Genomic DNA, 23,002 nt, shown 5'->3' on the forward strand with positions numbered 1-23,002 from the left:
TGACGCGCCGGACGAAGGGCAGGCGCGCCAGCACGGCGCGCGGGGCGGGGGCGGGGCTGCCGGCGGCGTCCGGCGCCGACCCGCTGGCTTCACCGTCGCCGCCCGCCGCCAGCCGCACCTCGACGCGCACGGGCTCGTCCTTGAAGAGTTGCTCCGCCAGGGCCTCGATCGGCCCTTCCGCCACCAGCCGCCCCTTCACGAAGATCCCGACGCGGTCGCAGATCTCCTGCACCTGGTGCAGGAGGTGCGACGAGACGAGGACCGTCAGGCCACGCTCGCGCGCCAGGCTGCGGATGAGGCGGAGCATGTCGCGCACGCCCTCGGGGTCGATCGCGGTCGTCGGCTCGTCGAGGATGAGCACGCGCGGGTCCTTGATGAGCGCGTCGGCGATGCCCAGCCGCTGCCGCATGCCGCGCGAGAACGTGCCCACCTTGGCGTGGCGCACGTGGGCGAGGTCCACTTCGGCAAGCCGCGCCTCGATGCGGCGCAGCGCCTCCGCGCGGGGCACGCCGTTCAGCTCCGCCGTGTAGAGCAGGTTCTCCTCCGCCGTCAGGTCCTCGTAGAAGCCCACGGCGTCGGGCATGTACCCGACGAGCCGCTTCACGGCGAGCGGCTCGCGCGTCGGATCGCGGCCAAGCACGCGGACGGTGCCGGACGTGGGCTCCGTCAGGCCGAGCAGCATGAGGATGGTCGTCGTCTTCCCCGCGCCGTTGGGGCCGAGAAGGCCGAACACCTCACCCTGGTGCACGGTGAGCGTGAGGCGGTCGACGGCGAGCGTGTCGCCGTAGCGTTTCGTCAGGCCCTGGGTGGCGATGACCGGCTCGGCCACGGCCTACCGCCTCCCGTACACCTTGAACGTGTAGAGGAGTCCGCCCACCACCCCGAGGACCACGAGCACCCCGACGATGCCCCAGAGCGTCGAGGTCTCCACCGTGATGCGGATGTCCTGCGAGGCGGACGCCTGGCTCGCCGAGGCCGTGACGGTGACGTCATAGTCGCCGGCGATGGCCTTCGCGTCCGGGGTGATCGTGGCCGTCACCTGCTGCTGGCCCTGGGCGGGCACGTCGAGTTGCGACGGTTCGAACGTGACCTTCCAGCCGGGAGGTGCGTCGGCGGTGAGGGACACGCCTTGGGCGTCGGCCGTACCGGTGTTCTTGACGACGAGCGTCATGTGCGAGGGCCGTCCGGCCGTGGCGGTCGCGTTCAGGCGGCCGTCCGGCGTCGTCACCTCAAGGTCGTAGGAGCCGGTGATCGTCACGCCCAGCTGCACCGTCGCCGTCTGGCCGGCGCCAGCGGACGCCGTCACGGGGATCGTGTACGTGCCGGCCTTGACGTCGTGGGCCGGTTTCACGTCGACGGTCAGGGTCTGGCTGCTGCCGGCGTCGACCTTGATCGTGTTGATCTGCTTCGAGTCATAGGACGGGTGGAAGGTGACCTGCCAGCCGTCGGGCGCCTGGGCGGCGAGGCGGAACGTCTGGTCGGAGAGCGAGCGGTTCTCGAGTGTGACCGAGAATTCGAACGTGGCGTCCGGCGCGCCCTGAAGCGCCGGGTAGTCGGCGCTGAGGGCCGGCCCCTGGCCGCCGCCGGCGGCGATGCGCAGGGAGAGGTTGAGCGTGTCGATCGTCACGCCGCTCGGGGTCGCGGCCGTCACGGTGACGGTGTACTCCCCGGGCTTGGCGTCGTCCGGCGAGCGGACCTGCAGTTCCACGTCCTGAGTCTGGCCGGGACCGACGTACACCTCGTGGACGGCGAGGCCGAGGTCGCCGGTGGCCTTCAGCACGGCCGACCAGCCGCCGGGCACGCGGTCGACGGCGAGCCGCACCGTCTGGCCGGAGCCGGAGCCGTTCGTGACGTGCAGGGTGAAGGTCGTCGTGTGGCCCGCTTCGACGTCCACCCCGGGATACGGCGTCCACAGCCGGACGCCGGCGGCCGCGGACGCGACGGCGAGCGGAAGGAAGGCAAGGAAGAGGACAAAGGCGAAAATGGCGCCCCTTTGCACGATCCGGGCCATGGGCACACCTCCACCAGGGTATGTAGGACGCGTTTGTCAACAGGTTGCAAACGGGCGGTGGGGAACGTATGTTCGCTTTGGGGGGCACCTCTGGTAAAATCGAACTGCCTGGACGCGGTCGTTCCGCATCCAGAGCCTGACAATTCAAGATTTGGCGGGCCTGAGCTGACGGGGAGGCGCTCGCCCCCCCTTGCCGCCGGTGCAGCGGCGGCCGCTGGGGCAATCCCCGGCAAAGGGGGTGAGGCCCATGCACGGTGGCGACGCCTGGGTGGTCGTCCTGGTGGTGCCAGTGCCGGCAGCCGGGGTCAAGCGGCTGGTGTGGCGCCTCATCGAGCGCCTCATAAGACAATAGGCTCTCCGTTGAAGAGAGCCTAGAGTCCCCACAAAAGCCCCAGCGCTGCACCGTCCTGCCGCAACAGGACGCTCGCCGGAGGCTCACCCGTAAGGGTGGGCCTTTCACTTGCATTATATGTCGTCCGCTCCAAGAGGGCGATGGCGTGGAAGGGAGTGTCGTGATGACGACGGCAGCCAACGTGTACGTCACCCGCCGCCTGCCGGAGCCGGCGCTGGAGATCCTGCGGGAGGCGGGCCTGTCGTTCCGCGTGTGGCCGGAGGAGGGGCGGCCGGTGCCGCGGGACGTGCTCCTTCAGGAAGTGCGCGATTGCGACGGGCTTCTGTGCCTGCTGACGGACCGCGTGGACGAGGAGCTCCTGCGCGCGGCGCCGCGGTTGCGCGTCGTGGCGAACACGGCCGCCGGGCTGGACAACGTCGACCTGGCGGCGTGCACGCGGCGCGGGGTGATGGTGACCCACACGCCGAACGTCCTGACGGAGACGGTGGCCGACCTCGCATGGGCGCTGCTGCTGGCGGCGGCGCGGCGCGTGGTGGAGGCGCACAAGACCATCGAGGCCGGCGGGTGGAACACGTGGTCGCTGATGTTCATGACCGGGCAGGACGTGTACGGCCGCACGCTGGGGATCGTGGGCGCCGGCCGCATCGGGGGCGCGGTGGCGCGGCGCGCGCGGGGGTTCGGCATGCGCGTGCTGTACCACAACCGTCGCCGCAACGAGGCGCTGGAGCGGGAGACGGGCGCGGAGTACCGCGGGTTTGACGAGCTTCTCGAGGAGGCGGACTTCGTCGTCTGCCTCGTGCCGCTCACCGAAGAGACGCGCGGCCTCTTCGGCTACGAGCAGTTCCGCCGCATGAAGCGCACGGCCGTGTTCGTGAACGTGGCGCGCGGCGCCGTCGTCCGCGAGGCGGACCTGGAGAGGGCGCTGCGGGAGGGCCTGATCTGGGCGGCCGGGCTCGACGTCTTCGAGCGGGAGCCGATCGGCCCGGACCACCCGCTTTTCCGCCTGCCGAACTGCGTCTGCCTGCCGCACATCGGCTCGGCCACGGTGGCGACGCGCCTGCGCATGGCGACGCTCGCGGCGGCGAACCTCGTCGCCGGGCTCTCGGGCCGGAGGCCGCTGAATCTCGCGAATCCGGAGGCGCTCGGCCGCTCCGGCTCGTGAACGCGCCGTTCGAGCGACCCCGGCGGGCCGCGGCTAGCGGATGTCGAACGACCGGTGCCCCTGGGGCTCGGCTTGGGTCGCCTCGACCCGCTCGACGCGCGCGGCGGCCGGCCCGTGCGCGCACCATTGCTCGAACGCCTTCACGGCTTCCTCAGGGCCCTCGGCCCAGGCCTCCACGCGCCCATCCGGCAGGTTGCGTACCCAGCCGCGCACGCCGAGCGCTCGCGCCTGCCGCCGCGCGGCGGCGCGGAACCCAACCCCCTGCACCAGGCCTGAAATCAAAAATTGCCTCGCGATGGTCACGGCGATACCTCCTTATGCGCGCTTGCCCTTGTCTTCCGCGGTGACATCCATCGCCGAAACGACGAGCAATGACACGTCGTCCCGCGGTCCGCGGTCACGGTGTGCGCGCATGGCGCGGAAGATGCCGGCGGCCATCGCCTCCGCGCCGATCGGCCCGTCGGTGCCGGCTTGGCGGACGGCGTCCACGAGTTCCTCCATTCCGCCGGGCGCCGGCTCGTCGGATGCGAGGTCGAGGAGCCCGTCCGTGTAGAGGATCAGGGCGCGCCAGTCCGCCAGCTCCACGCGGTGATCCACGTAGACGTACTCCCGATGGACGCCCAGCATCAGACCCCTCGCAGGAATTGTACGCACGACGCCGCCCGTCCACAGGGCGACCGGCGGCACGTGTCCGGCGCTGGCGAATGCCAGCACCGGCCGGGGTTCCCACACAAGGCGAGCGCAGATGGCCGTGGCGTAGGACCGGACGCCCCGGAGCCGGTCGAACGTGGCGCGGTTGAGCGCTTGCAGCGCCCCGGATGGAGAATCCAGCTCCAGCGCCGCGCGCGCGTCGCCTTCGACATCGCGCCGGATCCGGTCGGCGACGTCTCCATGGCCCATGAAGTCCACGACGAGACATTGCCAGCAGCCGGGCAGGTGCCGCTGCAGGACGAGGTCACCCATGCAAGGTCGGCCGTCGACGCCTGCCTGCAGCACCGCGACGGCTCCCAGGGGCATGCGGTGGACGGCGATGGTATAGTCCGGCATTCTTCTTGTCGCGTTTACCTGCCTTGACAAAATTCGACACAACGGTCTATTGGTGGTTTGACAACCGTATACCTGCACGTCTGAAAAGGGCAAAGTCGGCGAAAGCCGGCGACGCAAAGCCATAGGGCCTACGGCAGCTCCTGCTGCTATGGCAGCCTGGCCGCCAGCGGTGAATCTGTGTTGGTGCTTTGCGCTCGCCTGCTCGCGAGCGCTTTTCGTTTGCTTTCGATCCGAGCGGAACGGGGACCTCCTCATGGGTGCGGCGCAGCGGTCGTACGAAACGGGATGCAGGTTGGAACGGCAGCGTCTTTACGGAGCGGCCGTCTCGGAGTGGCGCCGGACCGTGAAGCTGGCGCAAAGGGAGGGCGATTGGCCGACGGAGCATCGTGCCTACAACGCCCTGGCCACCGGATACATGGCGCTCGACCGAAACCGCAGGGCGAAACGCGTGGCGGAGCATGCCCTTCGTCTCGCGCGGCACCGTGCTCCGTCCATCTCGACGTTGTGGAGCGCTTGGAACCTGTTCGTCAGCTCGTACCGGGTGGCGGATCCGCAAGCGTTTCGCCGGTCCGCGGCCATCTTCATGGAGGTTTACGAGGCGCTGGGGCGGCCTGACGAGGCGGGCGGCGAGGCCGCGTATGTTCTCGCCGTGCTCGCCTATGAATCGGAGGATTTCGAATCCGCGGCACACCATTTCGGCGTGGCCCAGGACGCTTGGTCCGGTCTCCTCTTCGACCAGCTCGTCGCCGAGGAGCTGCAGGGCATGTCGGAACTGCTCGGCGGCCTCGCCGAGCGCGGCACCGAACGGCTGCTCAAGGTCTATGCACGCGCACAGGATGTCTTCCCGCCAAGGTACGTCATCAAGACGGGGTCGGACGTCGCCGCCGGATTGACCATGTGCGGCGAGACGGAGTCAGCCTTGGATTACGCAGCGCAAAGTTTGGCGGGTCTGGTCGCCCATCCCGGTTCGCTGGACCCACCTGAGGTGGGCCGACTGGCGGCCGTCGTGGCGGCATACGGCGACCCGACTCCAGAAAAATGGGACGACGAGTTGCGGAGATACACGCGGCAATGGCTCGGCGCCCTCGGCTGCGGCACGGACGCACAGTACTTCCTGAACTTGAACGCGCCAACCCTGACAGGTTCCGCAGACTGGGTGGACATCCCCGCGCTTCGATCGACCGCCCGGCTGGTGGAACGCGACCTGGCAGCGCAACGCCGGGGTTTTGACTTGGCCTATTACTGCGAACACGTCAGCAATCGCCTGATTGCTCTGTCCGCCGAAGACATTCGGGACCTGTCCTACGCGGCCTACTTCGCGCGCCTTGATGCGCGCGACCTGGCGTTGCCATGCGGCCCCGCGGCCCGGGAGCTGGCAAGGGTTCTGGCCGCCGGAAGGGCGGGCGCGGACCCAGGGTCGACGGCGCCGGCCGCGGCAAGCCTGATGCGTTCGCTGGCTCGGATGTTTGACATCTACGAGACGATGCTCGCCCGAGCCGGTTACGAAGAAGCCCTGAACACGCTCATTCGTGCGCGGAACCGGGATCTGGACGCGGATCTCGTCGACCGCTTTGTCCATCTGCACTTCTCCGAGGACATCGTCCCCGCTCAAGCGGGAGAGGAGGTGAACGCATGAGACGGCTCGCCGCCATCATCGTGTTCGTGCTCACCCTCCTGGTGCCGTCCTTCGCCCTCGCGAACCACGTGGGCGACGTGGCGATGAGCAACCATGGCAGCGTCCAGGGGATCACCGATCGTGCCGTGACCGGACAGCTATCCAAGGTCACGCATGACGATGTCATCACCCCCGGAGGGCGTCACTGATCGCCATGGCGCGGAGGCCGGGACGGGTCCCGTCCTGGCTTCCCGCCGATCCTTCAGCCCGGTCGATCGAGGAGCGGGACATGGGGATGCCACGCGATCACACGGGGTTTGGGGCATTGAACGTGCTGACGGTAGCCATCCGGTGCGCGGGGCACGTCACCCTTTCGTACCAGAGCGCAGGATTGGAGTGCCCGGTCTTCTCGGAAGTTCAAGAGTTGTTGTCGGCGAACCGCGGCACCTCGCCGTGGCGGCAGGACCTGCCCGGAAACGTTCGAGCCTGGGGCCGTTCGCTGGCGCCCGACCTCGCTTTCACGGTGCTCAGCGGACCGGGCGGCCTCCGGGTGGGCCCTGCGTACGGCCGCGCGCTCAGGCGGCTGCTGGACGCGAGGTGGGCCGTCGTTTCGGACGCTCGAGCGGCGAGCGGCTTCCGAGAGGCGGGCGCTTGGCTTGTCCAAAGCGTGGCCGACGTCTCGCGGATCCGCCGGGCGACTCGCCGTTCAGCCGTCGGGTCGAGCCTAAGCCCCTTGGCCGAAGTCGCGCTGGCCGAGTTGCTGAACAACTCGTTGACCTATGGCACCGCCGGCATCCGCGTCGCCTGGGGAGAGATCGGCGGCCGGCCTGCGTTTGAGCTTCGCGATGAACGCTCGTCGCTGGACTTGCCGCAGATCCTTGCCAGGTACCTTCATCCGCGCCCGACCCGCCAGGATTCGCGCATGCATCGCGGCTATTGGGTCGTGCTCGACGCCGCGTTCGAGCTATGGTCGCAGGCGGGTCCGCCGGCGGTGACCATCGTGACGTTTCCGTCCCCGAACTGCGTGAAGGAGACGTCGAGCCGTGTCGACTCCTGATGTGGTCCGTTCTCTGTTGAGGGCGCTCGCCGTCATCGGCCGCCGATTGGGCCGGCGTGCCCAGGAGCGTGCGCTCTCGCAGGTTCCGCGGTCAGGGGAGCGCGGGGTTTCGACGGCCTCTTCCGCACCCGTTGGCGACCAGGATGCGTTGGCGGGCGTGGTCGCCGGTCGCGTGGTCGTGCGCGGGCCCCGCGGGCGGGGCAACTACGCGGCCGTGCTCGCTCCGGACGGGGTGCGATTGCGGGTCAACGGGGAGGACTGCCGCTCGGCCGCGGTCCGGGAGGGCGACCGGATCGATGTCATCATCGACGCCGAAGAAGAGGTGCATCCCTGCCGGTACCAAGTCTCCGTGAGCGACGACCGTCTGACGGCCGACCTGACGGTCACGCCGGGCGTGCGGATCCTGCGGCGCCTCGCCGATTGCGATCCGGTCGATCGCCTGGAGCTGGAGGTGCGTGAGGAGCGGATCCCGCTGCGGCCGACCGAGGACGAGATCCGGCGCGCGCTGGCCGGCGCCGGCGTGGTGTACGGCGTCGATCCGGAAGCCGTGGCTCAGGCGGCCCGCGCCACGGAACCCCTCACCGTGACCGTCGCCCGAGGGGACGCCCCGATCGAACCGTCCCCGTCCCGGCTGGTTCTTGAAGTTGAGCCGGAGTCCGAGGAAATCGGGCCTCTGGTTCAGGTCGGCTGGCGGCTGGGGCGCGTTTCACCGGGCCGACCGGGTCAGCCAGGCCGGGCCGTGACCGGCGAAGCGCTCACGCCCCGACGGACCTCGACGGCGGTCGTGGTGACAGGCGACGGCGTGCGCCTTTCGGAAGGGGTGCTCTACGCGCAGGTGGACGGGCGCCTGGTCGTGCACGAAGCCGACGGCGAGATCCACTGCGACGTCATCCCGTTGAGGATCGTACCGGGCGACGTCGAGGGCGAGGACCTGGCGGAAGACGCGGGCGACATGATCGTTCGCGGTCTCGTCGCGCGCAGCCGCCTGCGGGCGGCTGGAACCCTCTCGCTGGCCGAAGGCGCGTCGCATGCCGTGCTGTCGGGTCAGCGGGGCGTCGAGGCGCGGCGGGTGGTCTCCCTGAGCGTCGTGCTGGCGGGCGCGGACGTGACGGCGCTCGCCGCCTACCACGAGTTTTCCCGGTTGGCCGCGGCCCTGCAAGCCATTCTCGAGGCGTACCAGGAGATTGCCAGGATGGGGATGGTCGGCGCGGAAGAGTGGCGGCGGTCCGGGCTGCGCCCGTTGATCGACGTCCTGTTGCGCCGCAGGCTCGCCTGGTTTCCGGAGACCTGGCGCCAGGCGCGGGAGCGCGTGTCCGGGATCGGCGGCGAGTGGGCCGACCTCCTGGAGGCGTTGCGGCGCGTGATTCTGGAGCCTGCGGGAGAGCGTGTCGAGCCCGCCGCGGTCGAGGACTTGCTGTGGCGGCTGCAGCGGCGCCTGGCCGACCTCGAAGGGCGTACGCCGGGGACGGCGTGGCTCCGCGTGCATGCGGCCATCCGATCGCGGCTCGTCTCGGAGGGTGGGATCTGGATTCAGAGAGGCGCCGAGGAGAGCGATCTGATCGCCATCGGTCCGGTCGTGTCGCCAGGGTGTCTCCGCGGGGGCCGGACGTGGTCGGCCGTATCCGTCACGGCACGCGAACTCGGATCTCCATTGGAAATGAAGACAGAGGTCGCGGTGGCGGACGGAACCATCACCGCTGGCCTGCTGCACGCGGGCGTCACGCTCGCCATCGCCGGACACCGCACACGGGTCGAGCAAGCGAGGCGAGACTGCCGCATCTCCGTGCGCGACGGGCGCCTCACGTTCGATCAAGCCGACGTGGACGCTGAGATCACGTCCTGGGCGTCGCACCTCAAGGTGGGGGGATGAATCGTGTTCAGCACGCGGTGGGACGACGCGAACCGGACGCTTGCCGTTCAGGGCGAGATCGACGCGTCGACCGCGCACCGGTTCCGCGAAGCCATTCTGGGGGTCGCTCGCGAGGCGGCGCCCGTTCGGCTGGACCTCAGGGACGTGACGTTCATGGATTCCACGGCGGTCGGCGCGATGCTGGACGCGGCCGAAGAACTCGGTGACCGGTTCATGCTCGGCGAGGTCAACGAGCGCGTCCGGCGACTCTTCCTGATCCTGGGCCTGGACGAGGTCTTTCCCGAGCTCCAGGGGGGCTCCTCATGACTGTCGGGGCCCTGCCGCAGTTGCCGGACAACCGGTCCTTCCACGCCTACCTGGAGCAGGTGGTGTCAACCGCGGGCCGCGGCAAGCTCGTCGCCGTCATGGCCGTCGACGTGGACCGCTCCGCGCCGGTGTACGAGCCCCTGGGACCCTATCTCGGCGACCGGCTCATGCGCAAGGTCGGTCATCGGATCCAGCAGAACCTTCCCACAGCCGGCTTCGTCGCCCGGGGTTTCGCGCGCGGGTTCCTGGTGCTGGCGCCGGTCGCCGACGAGGTCGAGGCACGGCGTTTGGCGGAGACGATCCAGGCGCGCATTCACGAACCCTTCGCGCTGGGCCGCCGCCTCATCCGGCTGACGGCCAGCGTGGGCCTGAGCGTGTACCCGCGCGACGCCACGCACGCCGCGGGGCTGGTGCGGGCCGCCTCGATCGCGCTGCATCGCGCCAGCCGCGATGAGGGCGGGGGTCTGGGCGTATATTCCCCGGACATGGCCGACGAGGTTCGGCGGGAGTTCGAGCTCGACCAGGCGTTGCGGGAGGCGTTGGGGCGGCGGGAGTTCGTCCTGCACTACCAGCCTCGGATGAGCGCGCGTACCGGAACCGTCGCCGCGTTTGAGGCATTGCTCCGCTGGGAGCGGCCGGGGCTCGGCACCGTGCCGCCGGACCGGTTCATTCCCCTGGCAGAGGAAACGGGGTTGATGATCGGCATCGGCGAGTGGGTGATCCGCGAAGCCTGCCGGCAACTGCAGGCGTGGCATCGACGGGGGTTGACGTCGCTGCGCGTCTCCGTCAACCTGTCGGCCCACCAGCTGGAACGGCTGGATCTGCCTGCGGTGGTCGAGGCGGCGCTTCGAGAGAGCGGGATCCCGCCCGGCGGCCTAGAGCTGGAGATCACGGAGCGGGACGAGCTCCCGGACGGAGACGCGCCGCGGCACGTGCTGCGGAGACTGAAGGAACTCGGCGTGCGACTGGCCCTGGACGACTTCGGCGCCGGCTACAGTTCGTTCAAGTCGCTGCGGGAACTGCCCGTGGACGTGGTCAAGATCGACCGGTCCATGATCCAGGGCCTACCTCACGACAGGCAGGGCGCCCGGCTCGCACAGCTGCTGATCGAGACGGCCAAGTGGCTCGGGCTGAGGGTGGTCGCGGAAGGCGTGGAGACGAAGGCGCAGGCGGAGTTTCTGAAGCGCCTGGGATGCGACGAGCTGCAGGGCTTTCTCTACGCTCCGGGGTTGCCCGCCCGCGAGGTCGAACAGCGGCTCGGAAATCTCGCGCCGCTGTCGTCGACGACATCGACCACGTTCATTGCGGAAGCGATGGAGGCACCGAACGGCGCAGGAGACATCTGACGGCGTTCTCGCTGTCGGGCGATGACCTTCTGGGTTGCGGCATAAAGACAGCGGCCACACGCGGTCGTCGTCACGGCACCCGCGACCCCGGGCTGGGCGCGGGGACGTCCGCCAGGCGGGAAGCGGCGGCGCGGTCGGCGACGACGATGACCTCGCCGCGCGCCCGGCGCAGCCCGGACGCGGGGACGTCGGGCGTGACCGGCCCCTCGAGCGCCCGCGCCAGGGCGGCGGCCTTGTGCTCGCCGGAGGCCAAGAGGATCACGCGTCGAGCGGCGAAGAGCGTCCGCAGCCCGAGCGTCACGCCGTAGTGGGGCGTGTCCTCGCCGGCGTCCTTCCAGTAGTGCCGGTTGACCCTCACCGTCTCCGGGCGCAGCCGGACGATGCGCGCCGGCGCGTCGAACGGGGAGCCGGGCTCGTTGAAGCCGAGGTGGCCGTTGACGCCCAGCCCCAGCACGGCGAGGTCCAGGCCGCCGGCGGCGGCCAGCTCCGCCTCGAAATGCGCGAGGGCCAGCTGCGGTTCCAGGTGGTCCGCTGGCAGGCGGTGGAAACGCCCGTCCGGGATGCCGGCGGGGCGCAGGAGCGCACGCCGGAGCCAGCCCGCGAAGGAGACGTCGTCGCCGGGACCGGCGCCAAGGTACTCGTCGAGCTGGTAGATGTCCGCGGCGCGGAGCGCGGCGGCGGCCGCCGGGTCGGCGGCGAGGCGCTCATAGAGGCCGAGCGGCGTGTCGCCTGTGGGCACGGTGAGCCGTGCCGGGCGCGCGGGCGCCCCGTCCACGGCTCGCCGCGCAAGCGCCTCCTTGACGAGGGAGGCGGCGCGGGCGCTCATGTCGTCGTAGTCCTCGGCCACCACAAGGCGAAGGGGCACCGGCGCCCACTCCTCGTTCAGGATTCGCCGAAGCCGCTTTCGACCAGCCGCGTCAGCGCGTCGACGGCCTCCTCCGCGTCGTCGCCGGTGGCGAGGATGTCGATCGTCGTCCCCTTGGTGACGCCCAGCGCCAGCACGCTCATGATGCTCTTGGCGTTCGCGCTGCGGTCGCCCTTCGCGACCTTGATGTCCGCCTTGAACCGCGCGGCCGTCTGGACGAACAGCGCCGCGGGGCGCGCGTGCAGCCCGCTTTCGTGGGTCACGGTCACCGTCCTACGGGCTTCCGACATCGAAGATCCTCCTCACTTCTTCCGCCGTGCCGGCGTTCAGCGCGTCCTCCAGCCGGCGGGCGAGGTCGCGCCGGTCCAGGCTGCGCACCCGCTCCTTGGCGGCCGGCAGCCGGCCGGGCGACATGCTGAGCTCGTTCACCCCTGCGGCGACGAAGAACGGGATGGCGGCCGGGTCGCCGCCGGCCTCGCCGCAGACGCCGACCCACGTGCCGGCCTCGCGGCAGGCGGCGATCGCGCGGTGCATGAGCCGGAGGAGCGCCGGATCCAGCGCGTCCGCGCGCGAGGCCACGCGAGGGTTCGTGCGGTCGACCGCGAGGGTATACTGCGTCAAGTCGTTCGTGCCGATGCTGACGAAGTCGACCTCGCGCGCGAGGACGTCCATCATCAGCGCGGCCGCGGGGATCTCGACCATGATGCCGAAGAGCGGCCGCGAGCGCTCGGCGGCGGGGTCGCCGCCCGGGGCCACGGCGCGCCACGCGTCCTCGAACGCGCGGCGGCAGGCGCGCAGGTCATCGAGCGTGGCCACCATCGGGAACATGATGCGCGCCTGGGGCTCGCCGCGTTCGGTGAAGCGACCGAGCCCGGCCCGCATGAGCGCGCGCAACTGCGCCTGGAAGATCTCCGGCCGGTCGAGGAGCAGTCGGATGGCGCGGTAGCCGAGGAACGGGTTCGCCTCGCCTTCGACGGGCAGGAAGGGCAGGGGCTTGTCGCCGCCGACGTCCAGGGTGCGGAAGATGACGGGCCGGGCGCCCATGCGCTCAAGCACCTCGCGGTACGCGCGAACCTGCTCGTCTTCCGTGGGCGGCTCGGCGCGGTCGAGGAAGAGGAACTCCGTGCGAAAGAGCCCCACGCCCTCGGCGCCCTGCGCGACGGCCGCGCCGGCTTCCGACGGGTGGCCGAGGTTGGCGGCCAGTTCCACGCGGAAGCCGTCGACCGTCTCGGCGGGCAGCGCCCGCAGGGCCGCCCGCCGGGCCGCGGCGCCGGCCTCGTCGCGCATCGCCTGCGAGAGCCGCTCCAGCGTGGCCTCGTCCGGGTCGACGTAGACGACGCCCTCGCGCGCGTCGACACCCATCCGGCGGCCTTCCGCCAGGTCGAGGAGCCCGGGGCCGGCGCCCACGATCGCGGGGACGCCCATGGCGCGCGCGAGGATCGCCGTGTGCGAGGTCGGGCCGCCGGCTTCCGTCACGATGGCCAGAACCTGCGCCCGCGGCAGCGAGACGGTGTCGGATGGCGTGAGGTCCTCCGCGACCACGATGGACGGCCGCACAAGGCCCTCGAACGGCGCGGCGGCCGCCACCCCGCGGATCGCGCGCCGGAGCTGGCCGCCGAGGTCGCGGACATCCGCGGCGCGCTGGCGCATGTACGGGTCGTCGAGCGCGGCGAGCATGCCGGCGAGCTCCTCGATGGCCTCGTCCACCGCCTGGCCGAGGGGCTGCCCGCTCTCGAGCCGCCGCCCCACCTCCTCCTGGAGCATCGGGTCGTCCAGCATCAGAAGGTGAGCGTCGAAGATCGCCGCCTCCGCCTCGCCGGCCTCGCGCGCGGCGCGCTCCCGCAACGCCCGCAGTCGAGCCCGCACCGACTCGACGGCCTCGGCGAACGCCTCACGCGCCGCCGTTCCGGTCGCCGCGCCGCGGTCCGGCCCGGCGCCCGGCGCCTCCTGCGCCCGAAAGACGAACGCCGGCCCGATGGCCACCCCGTCGCTGACCGCGACGCCCTTTCGCACGTGCACGTTCCACACGTCTCCTTACCGTTTCGGCACGGCGTAGACGATGCGGCCCTGGTACCGCTCGAACAGGCGCGCGTTGTGCTCGTCCCCGCCGTCCACGTTGGCGCTGAGCAGCACCGGCGGCTCCTGCCCGTGACGCAGCATCTCCGCCGCGATGGCCGCCGTCAACCCCTGCGCGATGAAGCCTCCGGTGATCGAGGAGATCGAGCAGACGCGCGCCTTGAGGCCCTCCACCTCAAGGAGCGCGTCGCCGTAGGGGCCGCAGTTGTCGATGACGATGTCGCCGAACTCATGTAGCTTCTTCCCGCTCGGGTGGCGCGAGGTCACGCGGCGCGTGTGGTCGAGGGACGTGACGACGACGAGCAGGTGGCCGCGCCGCTTCACCTCGGCCGCGAGCTCCACGACCGCCCCGTTGCGGCCGGAGTTGCTGACGATGATGAACGCGTCGGCCGGCTCGATGCGGTGCGCCGCCAGGATCTTCGCGGCCATGGCCGGGTCGCGCTCCAGGGACGGGTCGCGGAGCGTATCCAGCTGGTCCGGCGGGATCGCGTCCTCGAGGCGCAGCGGGTTCACGGGGACGAGACCGCCGGCGCGGTTCGCCATCTCCATGGCGAACGCCGCGGAGTGGCCGCTGCCGAAGACCTGGATCACGCCGCCGTCCATGATCGCGCGGGCGAGCGCCCGGCCCGCCTCCTCGATCGCGTCCAGTTGCGTCTCCTCTAGGCGCTTCAACACGCGGCGCGCTTCCTCGAAGAAGCGGCGCGCCGACAGGTTCGGGGCGGCGCCCTCGCCGCCGCGTCGTTCAGATGTCGCCATTTAGCAGATCCTCCTTCGGTTGCGCGGCATCGTACACCACGACACCGCCGACGACGGTCAGGAGCGGGCGGAGTTCGTCGTCGACCACGACGAAGTCGGCGTCCTTGCCCGCTTCCAGCGTGCCCTTGCGGTCGCCCCAGCCGATGAGCCGCGCCGGGTTGCGCGACGCCATGGCCAGGGCCTCGTTCAGGCTGCAGCCGAGCCGCTCCACGGCGTTGCGCACGCCCTGCATGAGGTTGAGCGTGCTGCCGGCCAGCGTCCCGTCCGGCAGGCGGCAGAAGCCCTGCTCGTCGACGATCACGCGGCGCGCGATCGACTTGTACTCCCCGGGCGGCAGGCCGGCGGTGGCCACGGCGTCCGAAATCAGGCAGACCCGGTCGACGCCCTTCGCGCGCAGCAGCAGTCGCATCGCCGCGGGGTGGACGTGCATCCCGTCGGCGATCAGCTCGGCGTGGACGCGGTCGTCGGCGAGGACGGCGCCGAGGGCGCCCGGCTCGCGGTGGTGCAGCCCGCGCATCGCGTTGTACGCATGCGTGCCCAGGCGGATGCCGGCGTCCACGCCGGCCTCGAACTGCTCGTACGTCGCGTCGGTGTGGCCGCCGGCGACCGTGATCCCTTTCCCTGCGGCGTGGCGGATCAGCTCAAGCGCGCCCGGCAACTCCGGCGCGATCGTCATGTGGGCCACGCGGCCGCCGCTGGCGGCGACGAAGCGCTCGAAGAGCTCGACGCTCGGCGCCTGCATCTCCTCCGCCGGCATGGCGCCCTTGCGGACGGGGTTCAGGAAGGGCCCCTCGAGGTGGATGCCGAGCATCTGCGCGCCCCATTCGGCGCGGTTGTCGGGCTCCGCGTCCCAGCGGCGCATCGCCTCGCCGATGATGCGCGCCGCCTCGAGCATGACGTCGAGGGCCGTCGTGCCGAGCGTCGGCCGGTAGGCCGTGGTGCCGCGGCTCGCGAGGAAGCGGCCGAGACCGCGGACGGCCGCCATCCCGCCGGTGAGGAGGTCCCAGCCGCCGCCGCCGTGGATGTGGATGTCGATGAGACCCGGAATGACGCGCGCGTTCGGGTACGACCGGTCCGCCCCGGTCCCGCCGGGCGTCCCGGCGTGGACCCCGCCCGTGCTTCCGCCGGCGCGGATGTCCGCGATGCGGCCGCCCTCCACCACGATGACCGCGTCGTGCAGGTCGCCGCCGGCGAGCGTGTGGACCGTGCCGGCGAAGAGCGTCCAGCGGCCGTCGCTCATCGCGCCGCGCCTCCCCCGTGCGCCGCGCGCGACGCGAGGCGCTCGGCATATCGCGCGCGCACGCGCGCGTTGTGCTCCTCCGCGGCGTCGAGGTTCCCGCTCATGATGACCGGCGGCTCCTCCCCGGCGGCGGCGAGGCGTGCGGCCGTCTCGGCCATGATCGCCTGGATGATGAATGCGCCGACGATCGTCGAGGTGGCGCCGACGCGCGCCGCCGAGCCGGGCAGCTCCAGCGCCGCGTCGCCCGGCACGCCGCCGTTGTCGATGGCGAGGTCGACCACGTCCTTCAGCTTCAGGCCGCTCGGGTGCCGCGAGGCCACGCTCTCCGTGTGCGCGAGCGACGTGACGCCGACCACCTTCAACCCACGGGCGCGGGCGCCCTGGGCCATCTCGATCGGGACGGCGTTCCGGCCTGAGTTGGAGAAGACGAAGAGCACGTCGCCGGCGCGCACCGGCTGGGTGGCGAGGATCACCTCGGCCAGACCGGGCAGCCGCTCCATGAGGCTGCTCTTCTCCCCGCCTTCATGAAGCATCAGGGATGGTTCCAGGATGGCGTTCAGCGGCACGAGCCCGCCGGCGCGGTGGAAGACCTCCTCCGCAAGGAGGTGCGAGTGGCCCGTGCCGAACGTGTGGATCCACCCGCCCTTGCGCAGGCAGTCCGCGCACCAGGACGCCGCCTGCTCGATCTTGTCCCGCTGGCTGGAGAAGACCTCGGCCAGCATGTCCGATACCCGTCGGTGGAACGTCTCCGCGACCAACATCGGGTTCGCAGACCTCCTTCAAGGACGCCGCGACAGGAGTCGCGCCGCCGCCTCGACCAGCCGCTCGCCCGCTTCAGGAGCGACGTGCGCCGCCAGGGCCTCGTATCCGCCTTCTTCGTAGGCGGTCCGGTCGGGCAGGTAGCCGGCGTGTCCGTTGGAGTAGCCGGCGACCATGGTCTCCGCCCACGGCGAGCGCCCGCGGACGGCCTGGCCCAGCGAGCTGAACGGCTCGCCCGGCAGCACGACGGCTCCGAAAGCCCCCAGGTCCAGGACGACGACCTCCGCCTCGTCCTCGAGCCACCGTCCGGACTGGAGGAGGGCCCACTCGCTCTGCGCGCCCTCGAACGCCGTGCGGTACAGCCGCTCCTCGCCTGGTGGGATCTCGCCCGCCTCCAGCCGGCGACGCGCCTCGCGCCAGCGCGCCTCGGCTTCCGCCAGTCGCGCCCGGGCCGCCTCCGGGGACGGCAGATCCTTGCGGGGCAGGGCGACGCGGTCCCGCAGCATGCGCACGTGCCCGGCCGCCGGCGCCTCCGCGGGCGCCTGCGCCAGCGCGCGCTCGAGCTCCTCATGCAGGATCTGCCCGAGCCGCCAGGCTTCATCGAAGTCCTGCGCCCGGCGCGTGAAGCGCGTGCTGATGTCCCCGGCCGCCCCGTTGACCACGCCGAGCCACGCGTCCGGCCGAGCGCGCGACCACGCCGCGCGCAGCCCGCCGATGAAGTCGGCGCTCACGGCGAGGTTCTCGGGCGGCAGCACCGTCGGGTGGCAGGCCGTCTGCAGGAGCACGCCGCGCAGCGGCCCGGTCGGCCAGCGCGCGCCGGCCCCGTCCCCCTCGGTCGGGTCGTCGAAGAACGCCCAGAAGACGTTCGTCGTGTCCGCCGGCTTCGCCGGGTCGCGCCGGTTGGCGCCGACGCTTGAGCGGAACGAACCGGCCACGACGATCGCGGGCCGCGCCTGGGCGACCGCCCGCCGCGCGACGGGCGCCGCCCGGCCGGGCAGGCTCTGAAGGTACTCCTCGGCGGCCTGCTCCTGCGGGGGGAGGGCGACGGTCGCCGGGCCGGCGTGCGTGTGCGTGCAGCTGACGACGATGTCCCCGGGCGCAACCCCGCTGGCATCGGCCGCCGCGCGGCGAATCCGCGCGACGTCATCCGACCGGAGAAGCAGAAGATCGAAGCACAGCCAGAGCACGCCATCGAGGAAGAGGGCCTGGACCGTGAGCGGATCGTGCACGGCCTGGGCCGGCGCCGTCCTTGCGCCGTAGCCGCCCATGGGGCAGGGGAGCCGCGGGGTGATGTCGCCCGCGGCCAGGCCCACGCGCCGGAGGCGGACCGCGCCCATCAGAGCCCGGCCTCTTCGATCTGCTTGATGAAGTCCCTCGCCGGGTCCTGCGGCATCATGCGCGCCGTGATCCGGTACCCGGCCTCCGCGATCTTCCGGTACAGCGCCGCGTCCTCGGGCGTGACGGCGACCGACCGCAGCACCATCTTGTACTGGGTGCCGGGAATCGGCGCCTGGTTGCCCACGTTGACCTCCTGGGGCCGGAGGCCCTTGTCGATCAGCTCCGCGGCGTCCGAGGCCAGCTTGGCGATGACCATGATCTTCTCTTTTTCCGCCTTGGGCGAGTTCACGTACGCGACGGTCTCGTCGATGCTCAGCACGGACGTCTTCACGCCGCGCGCCGCCTGGGGGAGCAGCATCTTCTGAATCGGATCCTGGGCCACCTTGTCGTTCGCGACGATCATGTGGTCCGCCCCCACGGCGTGCACCCATGCGACCGTCACCTGGCCGTGGATCAGGCGGTTGTCGATGCGCAGATGGACGACCGGCATGACAGTTCCCCCCTTTGCGCTCGATGGCGCCCCTTTGTCCGCCGGCGCTCAGCCGCCCTCCGCCTGGAGCGCCGCGCGCAGGTCGCGCAGGCCCTCCCGCCCGGCTTTGAGGGCGATGCGCACCAGCTCCTCGAGCCCCGCGTGCGCCCGCGCCGAGAGCACCTCGAGCAGCGCCGGCAGGCTCGCGCCCGTCACGACGGCCACGCGCGGCCGGCTCAACAGGTACGCCGACGTGTTGGCGGGGCTGCCGCCGAACAGGTCGGCCAGCACCAGCACCCCGTCGCCGCGGTCGAGGCGCTCGCACGCATCCTCCAGCGCGGCGCGGTACTCGTCGAGGTTCGTGTCCGGACGGAGCGAGGCCGCCTCGAGCCCCTCCTGCGCGCCGAAGATCATCTCGGCCGCGCCCTTCAGGCCGACCGGCAAGTCGCCGTGGCCGCACAGCAAAATGCCGACCAAATCCGCATGCCTCCCCGGTTCGTCAGGCCCCGCGAGGGGGCGGCGGCGCCCGCCCGCGGCGGCACGCGCGCCGCCCCCCGCCGGCTCACAGGATCCCGAGCGCGCTGGCCACGAAGGCCAGAACGGTGAGGATCAGGAGCACCATGACGGGGCTCAGCTTCAACCCGCGCAGCATCCAGTAGGCGAGCGCCGTGATGGCCACGGGCAACATGTAGGGCAGGAGCTGGTCGAGGATCTGCTGCAGCTCCACCGTCTTCTCGACGGCCTTGCCCTGCACGGTCGCGTGCTGCACGAGCTTCAGGGGCGTCGTCACCCCGGACATGATGCTCGGCACGAAGCCGCCGATCACCGTGAGTCCAAGGATCGTCGCGCCCTCCGTCAGCCGCTGCAGCCGCCCGCCCGCCACCTCGGCGACGATGCCCGTGCCCTGCCGGTAGCCTGCCCAGAAGAGCGGGAACATGAGAGCCGTGAACAGGAGGCCCGAGAGGATCATGAGGAACGGGCCGACGGCGCTGCCGTTGAGCGCGAGGGTCGCCGCGAACACGGCGACGATCGGCCGGTAGAGGATGGCCTGGATGGTGTCGCCGATGCCCGCGAGCGGTCCCATGAGGCCGACCTTCACGCTGTCCGCCGCCTCGCCCGCGCCCTTCTCCTCAAGAGCCACGGCGGCGCCGAAGATGGGCGGAGACCCGATCTGCGGGTTCGTGTTGTAGAAGGAGATGTGGCGCTTCATCGCCTCGATCAGCCGCTCGCGCTCCGGGTAGACCTTCTGGAGGATCGGCAGCATCGACCACAGCCAGCCGAGCGCCTGCATCCGCTCGTAGTTCCACGACCACTGCAGCGTGATGAAGTGGCGCCACATGGCGCGCCGCAGGTCCGCGGGCGTCACGCGGCTCTCCTCCGCCTGCGCCGCCGCCTCAGGCTTCAGGCTCGACATGCTCTTCACCACCCTTGAGCGAGAGGTACAGGCTGGCCAGCGCCGCGCCGACCAGCGCGATGCCGAGCGTCGGCACCTTCAGATAGGCGAACAGCACGTAGCCGAGCACCAGGAACGGCCAGTACTTCCGCACGGGAAGCTGGCTGATCAGGAGCGCGAAGCCGAGCGCGGGCAGGATCTTGCCCGTCACGCTGATGCCGTTGGAGAACCACTCCGGCATCCAGTGGATGAAGGACTGCACCGGCCCGGAGCCCAGCCACACGGCCAGGAAGACGGGGATGGCGCGCGTGAGGCCCCACGGCAACTGGCCGAGCAGGTGCATGAGCGTGACGCCCCGGACATCGCCCCGTTCCACGTACTTGTCGGCTCCGTGGATGAAGACCGTCGTGACGGCGCGGCCGAGCACGTCCAGCTGCGTCATGAGCAGCGAGGCCGGCACGGCCACCGCGAGGCCCGCCTCGACGCTCCCTGAGAGCGCGCCGAAGGCGGTGCCCAGGATGGCGCCCGTCATGAAGTCGGGGATGGTGGACCCGCCGTACGTCCACATGCCCAGCGACGTCAGCGTCAACGTCGCCCCGACCGCCAGGCCCAGGGTCGGATTGCCGACGATGAGTCCGGTGACCCAGCCGGCGACGAGCGCCTCGCCCCACCACAGGCCGGGACCCAGCGTGGTCACGATGCCGATGTACGCGACGAGCGCGAGGATGAGCGCCATCCCCACACCGTACGTTTCCATCGCGTTTCCCTCCTCTTAATGAAGTGCCCGACAGAGACGGTGCGGATGCGGGCCGCCGGGTGCGAGCCTCTCACCTCCCCCAGGGCCGGGGCCGGCGCGTCAGGTGGATCGTCAGCCGGTAGCGGTCGGCACGGTAGACGGAGCGGACGTACTCGAACGGCCTCAGCCGCACGTCCATGGTGGTCCGCGACACGAAGAGCACGGGCGCGCCCACGCGGATGCCCAGGAGATCGGCATCGCCGGCGCGCGCGAGCGAGGCTTCGTACGATTGCTCGGCCTCGAACGGGTGCAGGCCGTACCGCTCCTGCAGGAACTGGTACAGGGACCCGGAGAGCGCCTCCGGCGGCAGCGCCGGCACGAGCCGCGTGGACAGGTGCGTCGTCTCGACAGCCATCGGCTCCCCGTCCGCGAGCCGCAGGCGCCGCACGCGCCACACGGGGAAGGACGGCGCCTCGTCCAGCCGCCGGGCGATGTCGCCCGGCGCCGGCACCTGGCCGAACTCGAGGATCTGGGACGACGCGGTGAAGCCGCGGCGCGCCATGTCCTCGGTGAAGCTCGTCAGTTCCAGCCCGTGCTCGATCTTCCGCGCCTCCGCCACGAACGTCCCGGCCCCCCGGCGCCGCTCGAGCAACCCCTCGTCCGCGAGCTGGTCCAACGCCTGGCGCACCGTCATGCGGCTGACGCCGTAGTGCTGGGCCAGCTCGCGCTCGGAGGGGAGCGCGTCGCCCGGCTTGAGCGTCCGGGATTCGATGGCCTCGCGGATGTGGTCGACGATCTGCACGTAGATGGGGAGGGGGAGCTTCGGGTTCAACGGCGGAAGGCGGAGCGTCGTCCCGGACATGACGCACCCCCAGAGGGGACAAGGGCTAGATGTCTAGTCCACTGGATCCACGATTCGCGGCGCGCCCGGCGATTCCTGCCTTGTCCCGTCGTGGTACCCTTCCGCCAGGAGGTCGTCCCCGTGTCTTCGTCGGAACCGGTTCACATTCCGCCGCCCGGCGCGGCCGTCACCGTCACCCGTGTCCAGATCCGCTCGACGGACGTCGACGCCATGGGCCACGTCAACAACGCCGTGTATTTCGAGTACCTGGAGCAGGCGCGCATCGACCACCTCCGGCGGCTCCTGGTCCTGCCGCCGCCCGAGGGGCGGCGGCCGTACGCCGGCGTGATGGTCGTCGCCGAGGCGCGCTGCCGCTACCGCGCACCGCTCTACTTCGGCGACGACCTGCGCATCGAGACGTGGACCACGGAAGTGCGGCGCCGCAGCTTCAAGCTCGCGTACCGGCTGTACACCGCGGCCGACCCGGCCAGAACCGTGGCCGAGGCCGAGACGGCGCAGGTGTGGATCGACGCCGACGGGCGCGCAGCCGTCATGCCGGACCCGGTGAGGCAGAAGCTGGAAGAATCCATTCCGGCGACGTGATCGCGCGTCTTGCGATCCGTTGCGCCGCCCTTGCACGGCCGCTAAAGTATCGTCAGTGCACCGCCGAAGGGGGTCCGCCGGTTGCGCCGGATCGTCGACTTTTGCCTGCGGAACACGCTCGCTGTCATTCTTGCGTTCGTTTTTCTCCTGGGATTTGGCTCGTTCACGGCGACGCGGATGAACCAGGAGGAGATGCCGGCCGTCGACATCCCCTTCGTGGCCGTCATGACCGTCTATCCCGGATCCACTCCGGAGGATGTCGACACGAGCGTTACGACTCCGCTCGAATCCGCGCTGCGGCAGGTTCGCGGCGTGAAGAACGTGTACAGCACCTCGGTCGCGAACCTCTCCATCGTCGAACTGGAGTTTGACGTGAACAGCGACGTGGCCGCGGACGAGGCGGCGGTCAAGGAGGCCGTCGACAAGGTCCAGCTGCCGGAGAACGCGCAGAAGCCCCAGGTTTCCCACTTCAACTTCAGCGACACGCCGGTGCTGGAGCTCGGCCTTCAGCCGAAGTCCGGCGAGTCCATGGACGAGTTCCAAGCCTGGGTGCGCGACACGCTGATCCCGCAGGTCCGCGCCGTGCCCGGCGTCGGCAACGTCGAGGCGCTGGCCGACCTCGACCAGTCGGTGGACGTCCGCCTGGACGAGGACAAGCTTGCGGAGCACGGCCTGACGGCGGAAACCGTCGTCCAGATGCTGCAGGCGAACAACCTCGCGATGCCGGCGGGCACCACGGAGCGCGACGGAACGAAGCTCAACGTGCGCGTGGACGGCGGCCTGCACAGCCTCGACGACCTCGCCGACCTCCGCATTCCGGTGGTGCCGCAGCAGGGCGAGGTGCTGCGCCAGTCGCTCGACCCCCTGATCCAGGGCATCCGAGAGATGGGCCGCACGATGGGCCGCTTCGGCCAGGGCCTGGCCAACCTCGGGCAGGGCGTGGGCGTGGTCGAGACCCAGGTGCAGCTTCTCAACGCGAAGCAGGACCTGGCCCTGCAGCTGATGCAGGACCAGAGCCGGCTGGCGGCCACCACGGACCCCGCCCAGCGCCAGGAGCTTCAGCAGCGCATCGCGCAGGAGGAGCGGACGCTGACGCAGCTGGACGCGGAGCTGAAGGCGCTGCAGGCGCGCATGCAGGGCGCGGGCGCGCCCGGGGGCGG

23 protein-coding genes, 1 pseudogene and 1 riboswitch are annotated in these 23,002 nt (G+C 71.0%); of the genes and pseudogenes, 9 read left to right on the forward strand and 15 right to left on the reverse strand.

The features are described from left to right. Together IRZ18_02525 and IRZ18_02530 are read right to left on the reverse strand one after the other, a co-directional pair. A partial coding sequence (locus IRZ18_02525; GenBank protein MBX5475981.1) for an ABC transporter ATP-binding protein occupies positions 1–829 on the reverse strand: 829 nt, incomplete at its 3' end. 3 nt (positions 830–832) lie between these two features. Next, positions 833–2,011 (reverse strand): alpha-galactosidase, encoded by a 1,179-nt coding sequence (locus IRZ18_02530; GenBank protein ID MBX5475982.1) that lies wholly within the window; start codon positions 2,009–2,011, stop codon positions 833–835. A 515-nt stretch (positions 2,012–2,526) separates the two neighbouring features. Here IRZ18_02530 and IRZ18_02535 point away from each other — a divergent pair. Then, positions 2,527–3,525 carry a D-glycerate dehydrogenase gene (locus IRZ18_02535; GenBank protein MBX5475983.1) on the forward strand — a complete coding sequence of 333 codons (999 nt, stop codon included), beginning with the start codon at positions 2,527–2,529 and terminating at the stop codon, positions 3,523–3,525. Positions 3,526–3,558: 33 nt separating this feature from the next. Here the strand turns inward: IRZ18_02535 and IRZ18_02540 are convergent, their stop codons facing one another. Both IRZ18_02540 and IRZ18_02545 read right to left on the reverse strand, forming a co-directional pair. Continuing rightward, on the reverse strand, positions 3,559–3,834 hold the full coding sequence (locus IRZ18_02540; protein MBX5475984.1) for an acylphosphatase: 276 nt from the start codon (positions 3,832–3,834) through the stop codon (positions 3,559–3,561). 6 nt (positions 3,835–3,840) lie between these two features. Next, complete coding sequence (locus IRZ18_02545; GenBank protein MBX5475985.1) at positions 3,841–4,572, reverse strand: serine/threonine-protein phosphatase; 732 nt, start codon at positions 4,570–4,572, stop codon at positions 3,841–3,843. Between the two features lie 78 nt (positions 4,573–4,650). After that, a riboswitch (cyclic di-GMP riboswitch) is annotated at positions 4,651–4,740 on the forward strand. Between the two features lie 175 nt (positions 4,741–4,915). Here IRZ18_02545 and IRZ18_02550 point away from each other — a divergent pair. The 6 genes from IRZ18_02550 to IRZ18_02575 all read left to right on the forward strand — a co-directional run bounded on the left by IRZ18_02550 (position 4,916) and on the right by IRZ18_02575 (position 10,766). Then, positions 4,916–6,208, forward strand: coding sequence for a hypothetical protein (locus IRZ18_02550; protein MBX5475986.1), 1,293 nt, complete (start codon positions 4,916–4,918; stop codon positions 6,206–6,208). Then, complete coding sequence (locus IRZ18_02555) at positions 6,205–6,396, forward strand: hypothetical protein (GenBank protein ID MBX5475987.1); 192 nt, start codon at positions 6,205–6,207, stop codon at positions 6,394–6,396. The genes IRZ18_02550 and IRZ18_02555 overlap by 4 nt, the downstream gene beginning before the upstream one ends. Positions 6,397–6,920: 524 nt before the next feature. Further along, positions 6,921–7,244: a hypothetical protein gene (locus IRZ18_02560; protein MBX5475988.1), complete on the forward strand. Its 324-nt coding sequence runs from the start codon at positions 6,921–6,923 to the stop codon at positions 7,242–7,244. A gap of 148 nt (positions 7,245–7,392) precedes the next feature. Beyond that, positions 7,393–9,114 (forward strand): DUF342 domain-containing protein, encoded by a 1,722-nt coding sequence (locus IRZ18_02565; protein MBX5475989.1) that lies wholly within the window; start codon positions 7,393–7,395, stop codon positions 9,112–9,114. A 3-nt stretch (positions 9,115–9,117) separates the two neighbouring features. Next, complete coding sequence (locus IRZ18_02570; GenBank protein ID MBX5475990.1) at positions 9,118–9,420, forward strand: STAS domain-containing protein; 303 nt, start codon at positions 9,118–9,120, stop codon at positions 9,418–9,420. Beyond that, positions 9,417–10,766, forward strand: coding sequence for an EAL domain-containing protein (locus IRZ18_02575; protein MBX5475991.1), 1,350 nt, complete (start codon positions 9,417–9,419; stop codon positions 10,764–10,766). Before IRZ18_02570 ends, IRZ18_02575 begins: the two co-directional genes overlap by 4 nt. Positions 10,767–10,836: 70 nt before the next feature. On the opposite strand, the gene IRZ18_02580 is transcribed toward IRZ18_02575, so the two are convergent. From IRZ18_02580 to IRZ18_02630, 11 genes and pseudogenes are all read right to left on the reverse strand, one after another. Continuing rightward, the gene (locus tag IRZ18_02580) at positions 10,837–11,631 is read right to left on the reverse strand and encodes a glucosamine-6-phosphate deaminase (GenBank protein ID MBX5475992.1); all 795 of its coding nucleotides are present in this window, start codon (positions 11,629–11,631) and stop codon (positions 10,837–10,839) included. 17 nt (positions 11,632–11,648) lie between these two features. Next, positions 11,649–11,921: an HPr family phosphocarrier protein gene (locus IRZ18_02585; protein MBX5475993.1), complete on the reverse strand. Its 273-nt coding sequence runs from the start codon at positions 11,919–11,921 to the stop codon at positions 11,649–11,651. Next, a complete protein-coding gene (gene ptsP, locus IRZ18_02590) occupies positions 11,905–13,650 on the reverse strand; it encodes a phosphoenolpyruvate--protein phosphotransferase (protein MBX5475994.1) in 1,746 nt (581 codons plus the stop codon). Before ptsP ends, IRZ18_02585 begins: the two co-directional genes overlap by 17 nt. Positions 13,651–13,665: 15 nt before the next feature. After that, positions 13,666–14,463, reverse strand: a complete 798-nt coding sequence (locus IRZ18_02595; GenBank protein ID MBX5475995.1) for an SIS domain-containing protein — start codon at positions 14,461–14,463, stop codon at positions 13,666–13,668. Beyond that, positions 14,450–15,703 carry an N-acetylglucosamine-6-phosphate deacetylase gene (gene nagA / locus IRZ18_02600; GenBank protein ID MBX5475996.1) on the reverse strand — a complete coding sequence of 418 codons (1,254 nt, stop codon included), beginning with the start codon at positions 15,701–15,703 and terminating at the stop codon, positions 14,450–14,452. Before nagA ends, IRZ18_02595 begins: the two co-directional genes overlap by 14 nt. Further along, positions 15,700–16,464: an SIS domain-containing protein gene (locus IRZ18_02605; GenBank protein ID MBX5475997.1), complete on the reverse strand. Its 765-nt coding sequence runs from the start codon at positions 16,462–16,464 to the stop codon at positions 15,700–15,702. Before IRZ18_02605 ends, nagA begins: the two co-directional genes overlap by 4 nt. Before the next feature lie 18 nt (positions 16,465–16,482). Next, positions 16,483–17,799 carry a hypothetical protein gene (locus IRZ18_02610; GenBank protein MBX5475998.1) on the reverse strand — a complete coding sequence of 439 codons (1,317 nt, stop codon included), beginning with the start codon at positions 17,797–17,799 and terminating at the stop codon, positions 16,483–16,485. Continuing rightward, a complete protein-coding gene (locus IRZ18_02615; GenBank protein MBX5475999.1) occupies positions 17,799–18,290 on the reverse strand; it encodes a PTS sugar transporter subunit IIB in 492 nt (163 codons plus the stop codon). Before IRZ18_02615 ends, IRZ18_02610 begins: the two co-directional genes overlap by 1 nt. A 48-nt stretch (positions 18,291–18,338) precedes the next feature. Beyond that, a complete protein-coding gene (locus tag IRZ18_02620) occupies positions 18,339–18,746 on the reverse strand; it encodes a PTS sugar transporter subunit IIA (protein MBX5476000.1) in 408 nt (135 codons plus the stop codon). 85 nt (positions 18,747–18,831) lie between these two features. Next, a pseudogene (locus IRZ18_02625) lies at positions 18,832–20,419 on the reverse strand (PTS system mannose/fructose/sorbose family transporter subunit IID). Positions 20,420–20,489: 70 nt separating this feature from the next. Further along, positions 20,490–21,260 carry a GntR family transcriptional regulator gene (locus IRZ18_02630; GenBank protein MBX5476001.1) on the reverse strand — a complete coding sequence of 257 codons (771 nt, stop codon included), beginning with the start codon at positions 21,258–21,260 and terminating at the stop codon, positions 20,490–20,492. A 120-nt stretch (positions 21,261–21,380) separates the two neighbouring features. Between IRZ18_02630 and IRZ18_02635 the strand changes: the two genes are divergently transcribed. Both IRZ18_02635 and IRZ18_02640 read left to right on the forward strand, forming a co-directional pair. After that, positions 21,381–21,842, forward strand: a complete 462-nt coding sequence (locus tag IRZ18_02635) for an acyl-CoA thioesterase (protein MBX5476002.1) — start codon at positions 21,381–21,383, stop codon at positions 21,840–21,842. 81 nt (positions 21,843–21,923) lie between these two features. Beyond that, the coding region (locus IRZ18_02640; GenBank protein MBX5476003.1) for an efflux RND transporter permease subunit at positions 21,924–23,002 on the forward strand (1,079 nt) is incomplete at its 3' end.

This window comes from Clostridia bacterium, assembly GCA_019683875.1.
In the GTDB taxonomy this organism is placed as follows: Bacteria; Bacillota; Sulfobacillia; order RBS10-35; family Bu92; genus Bu92.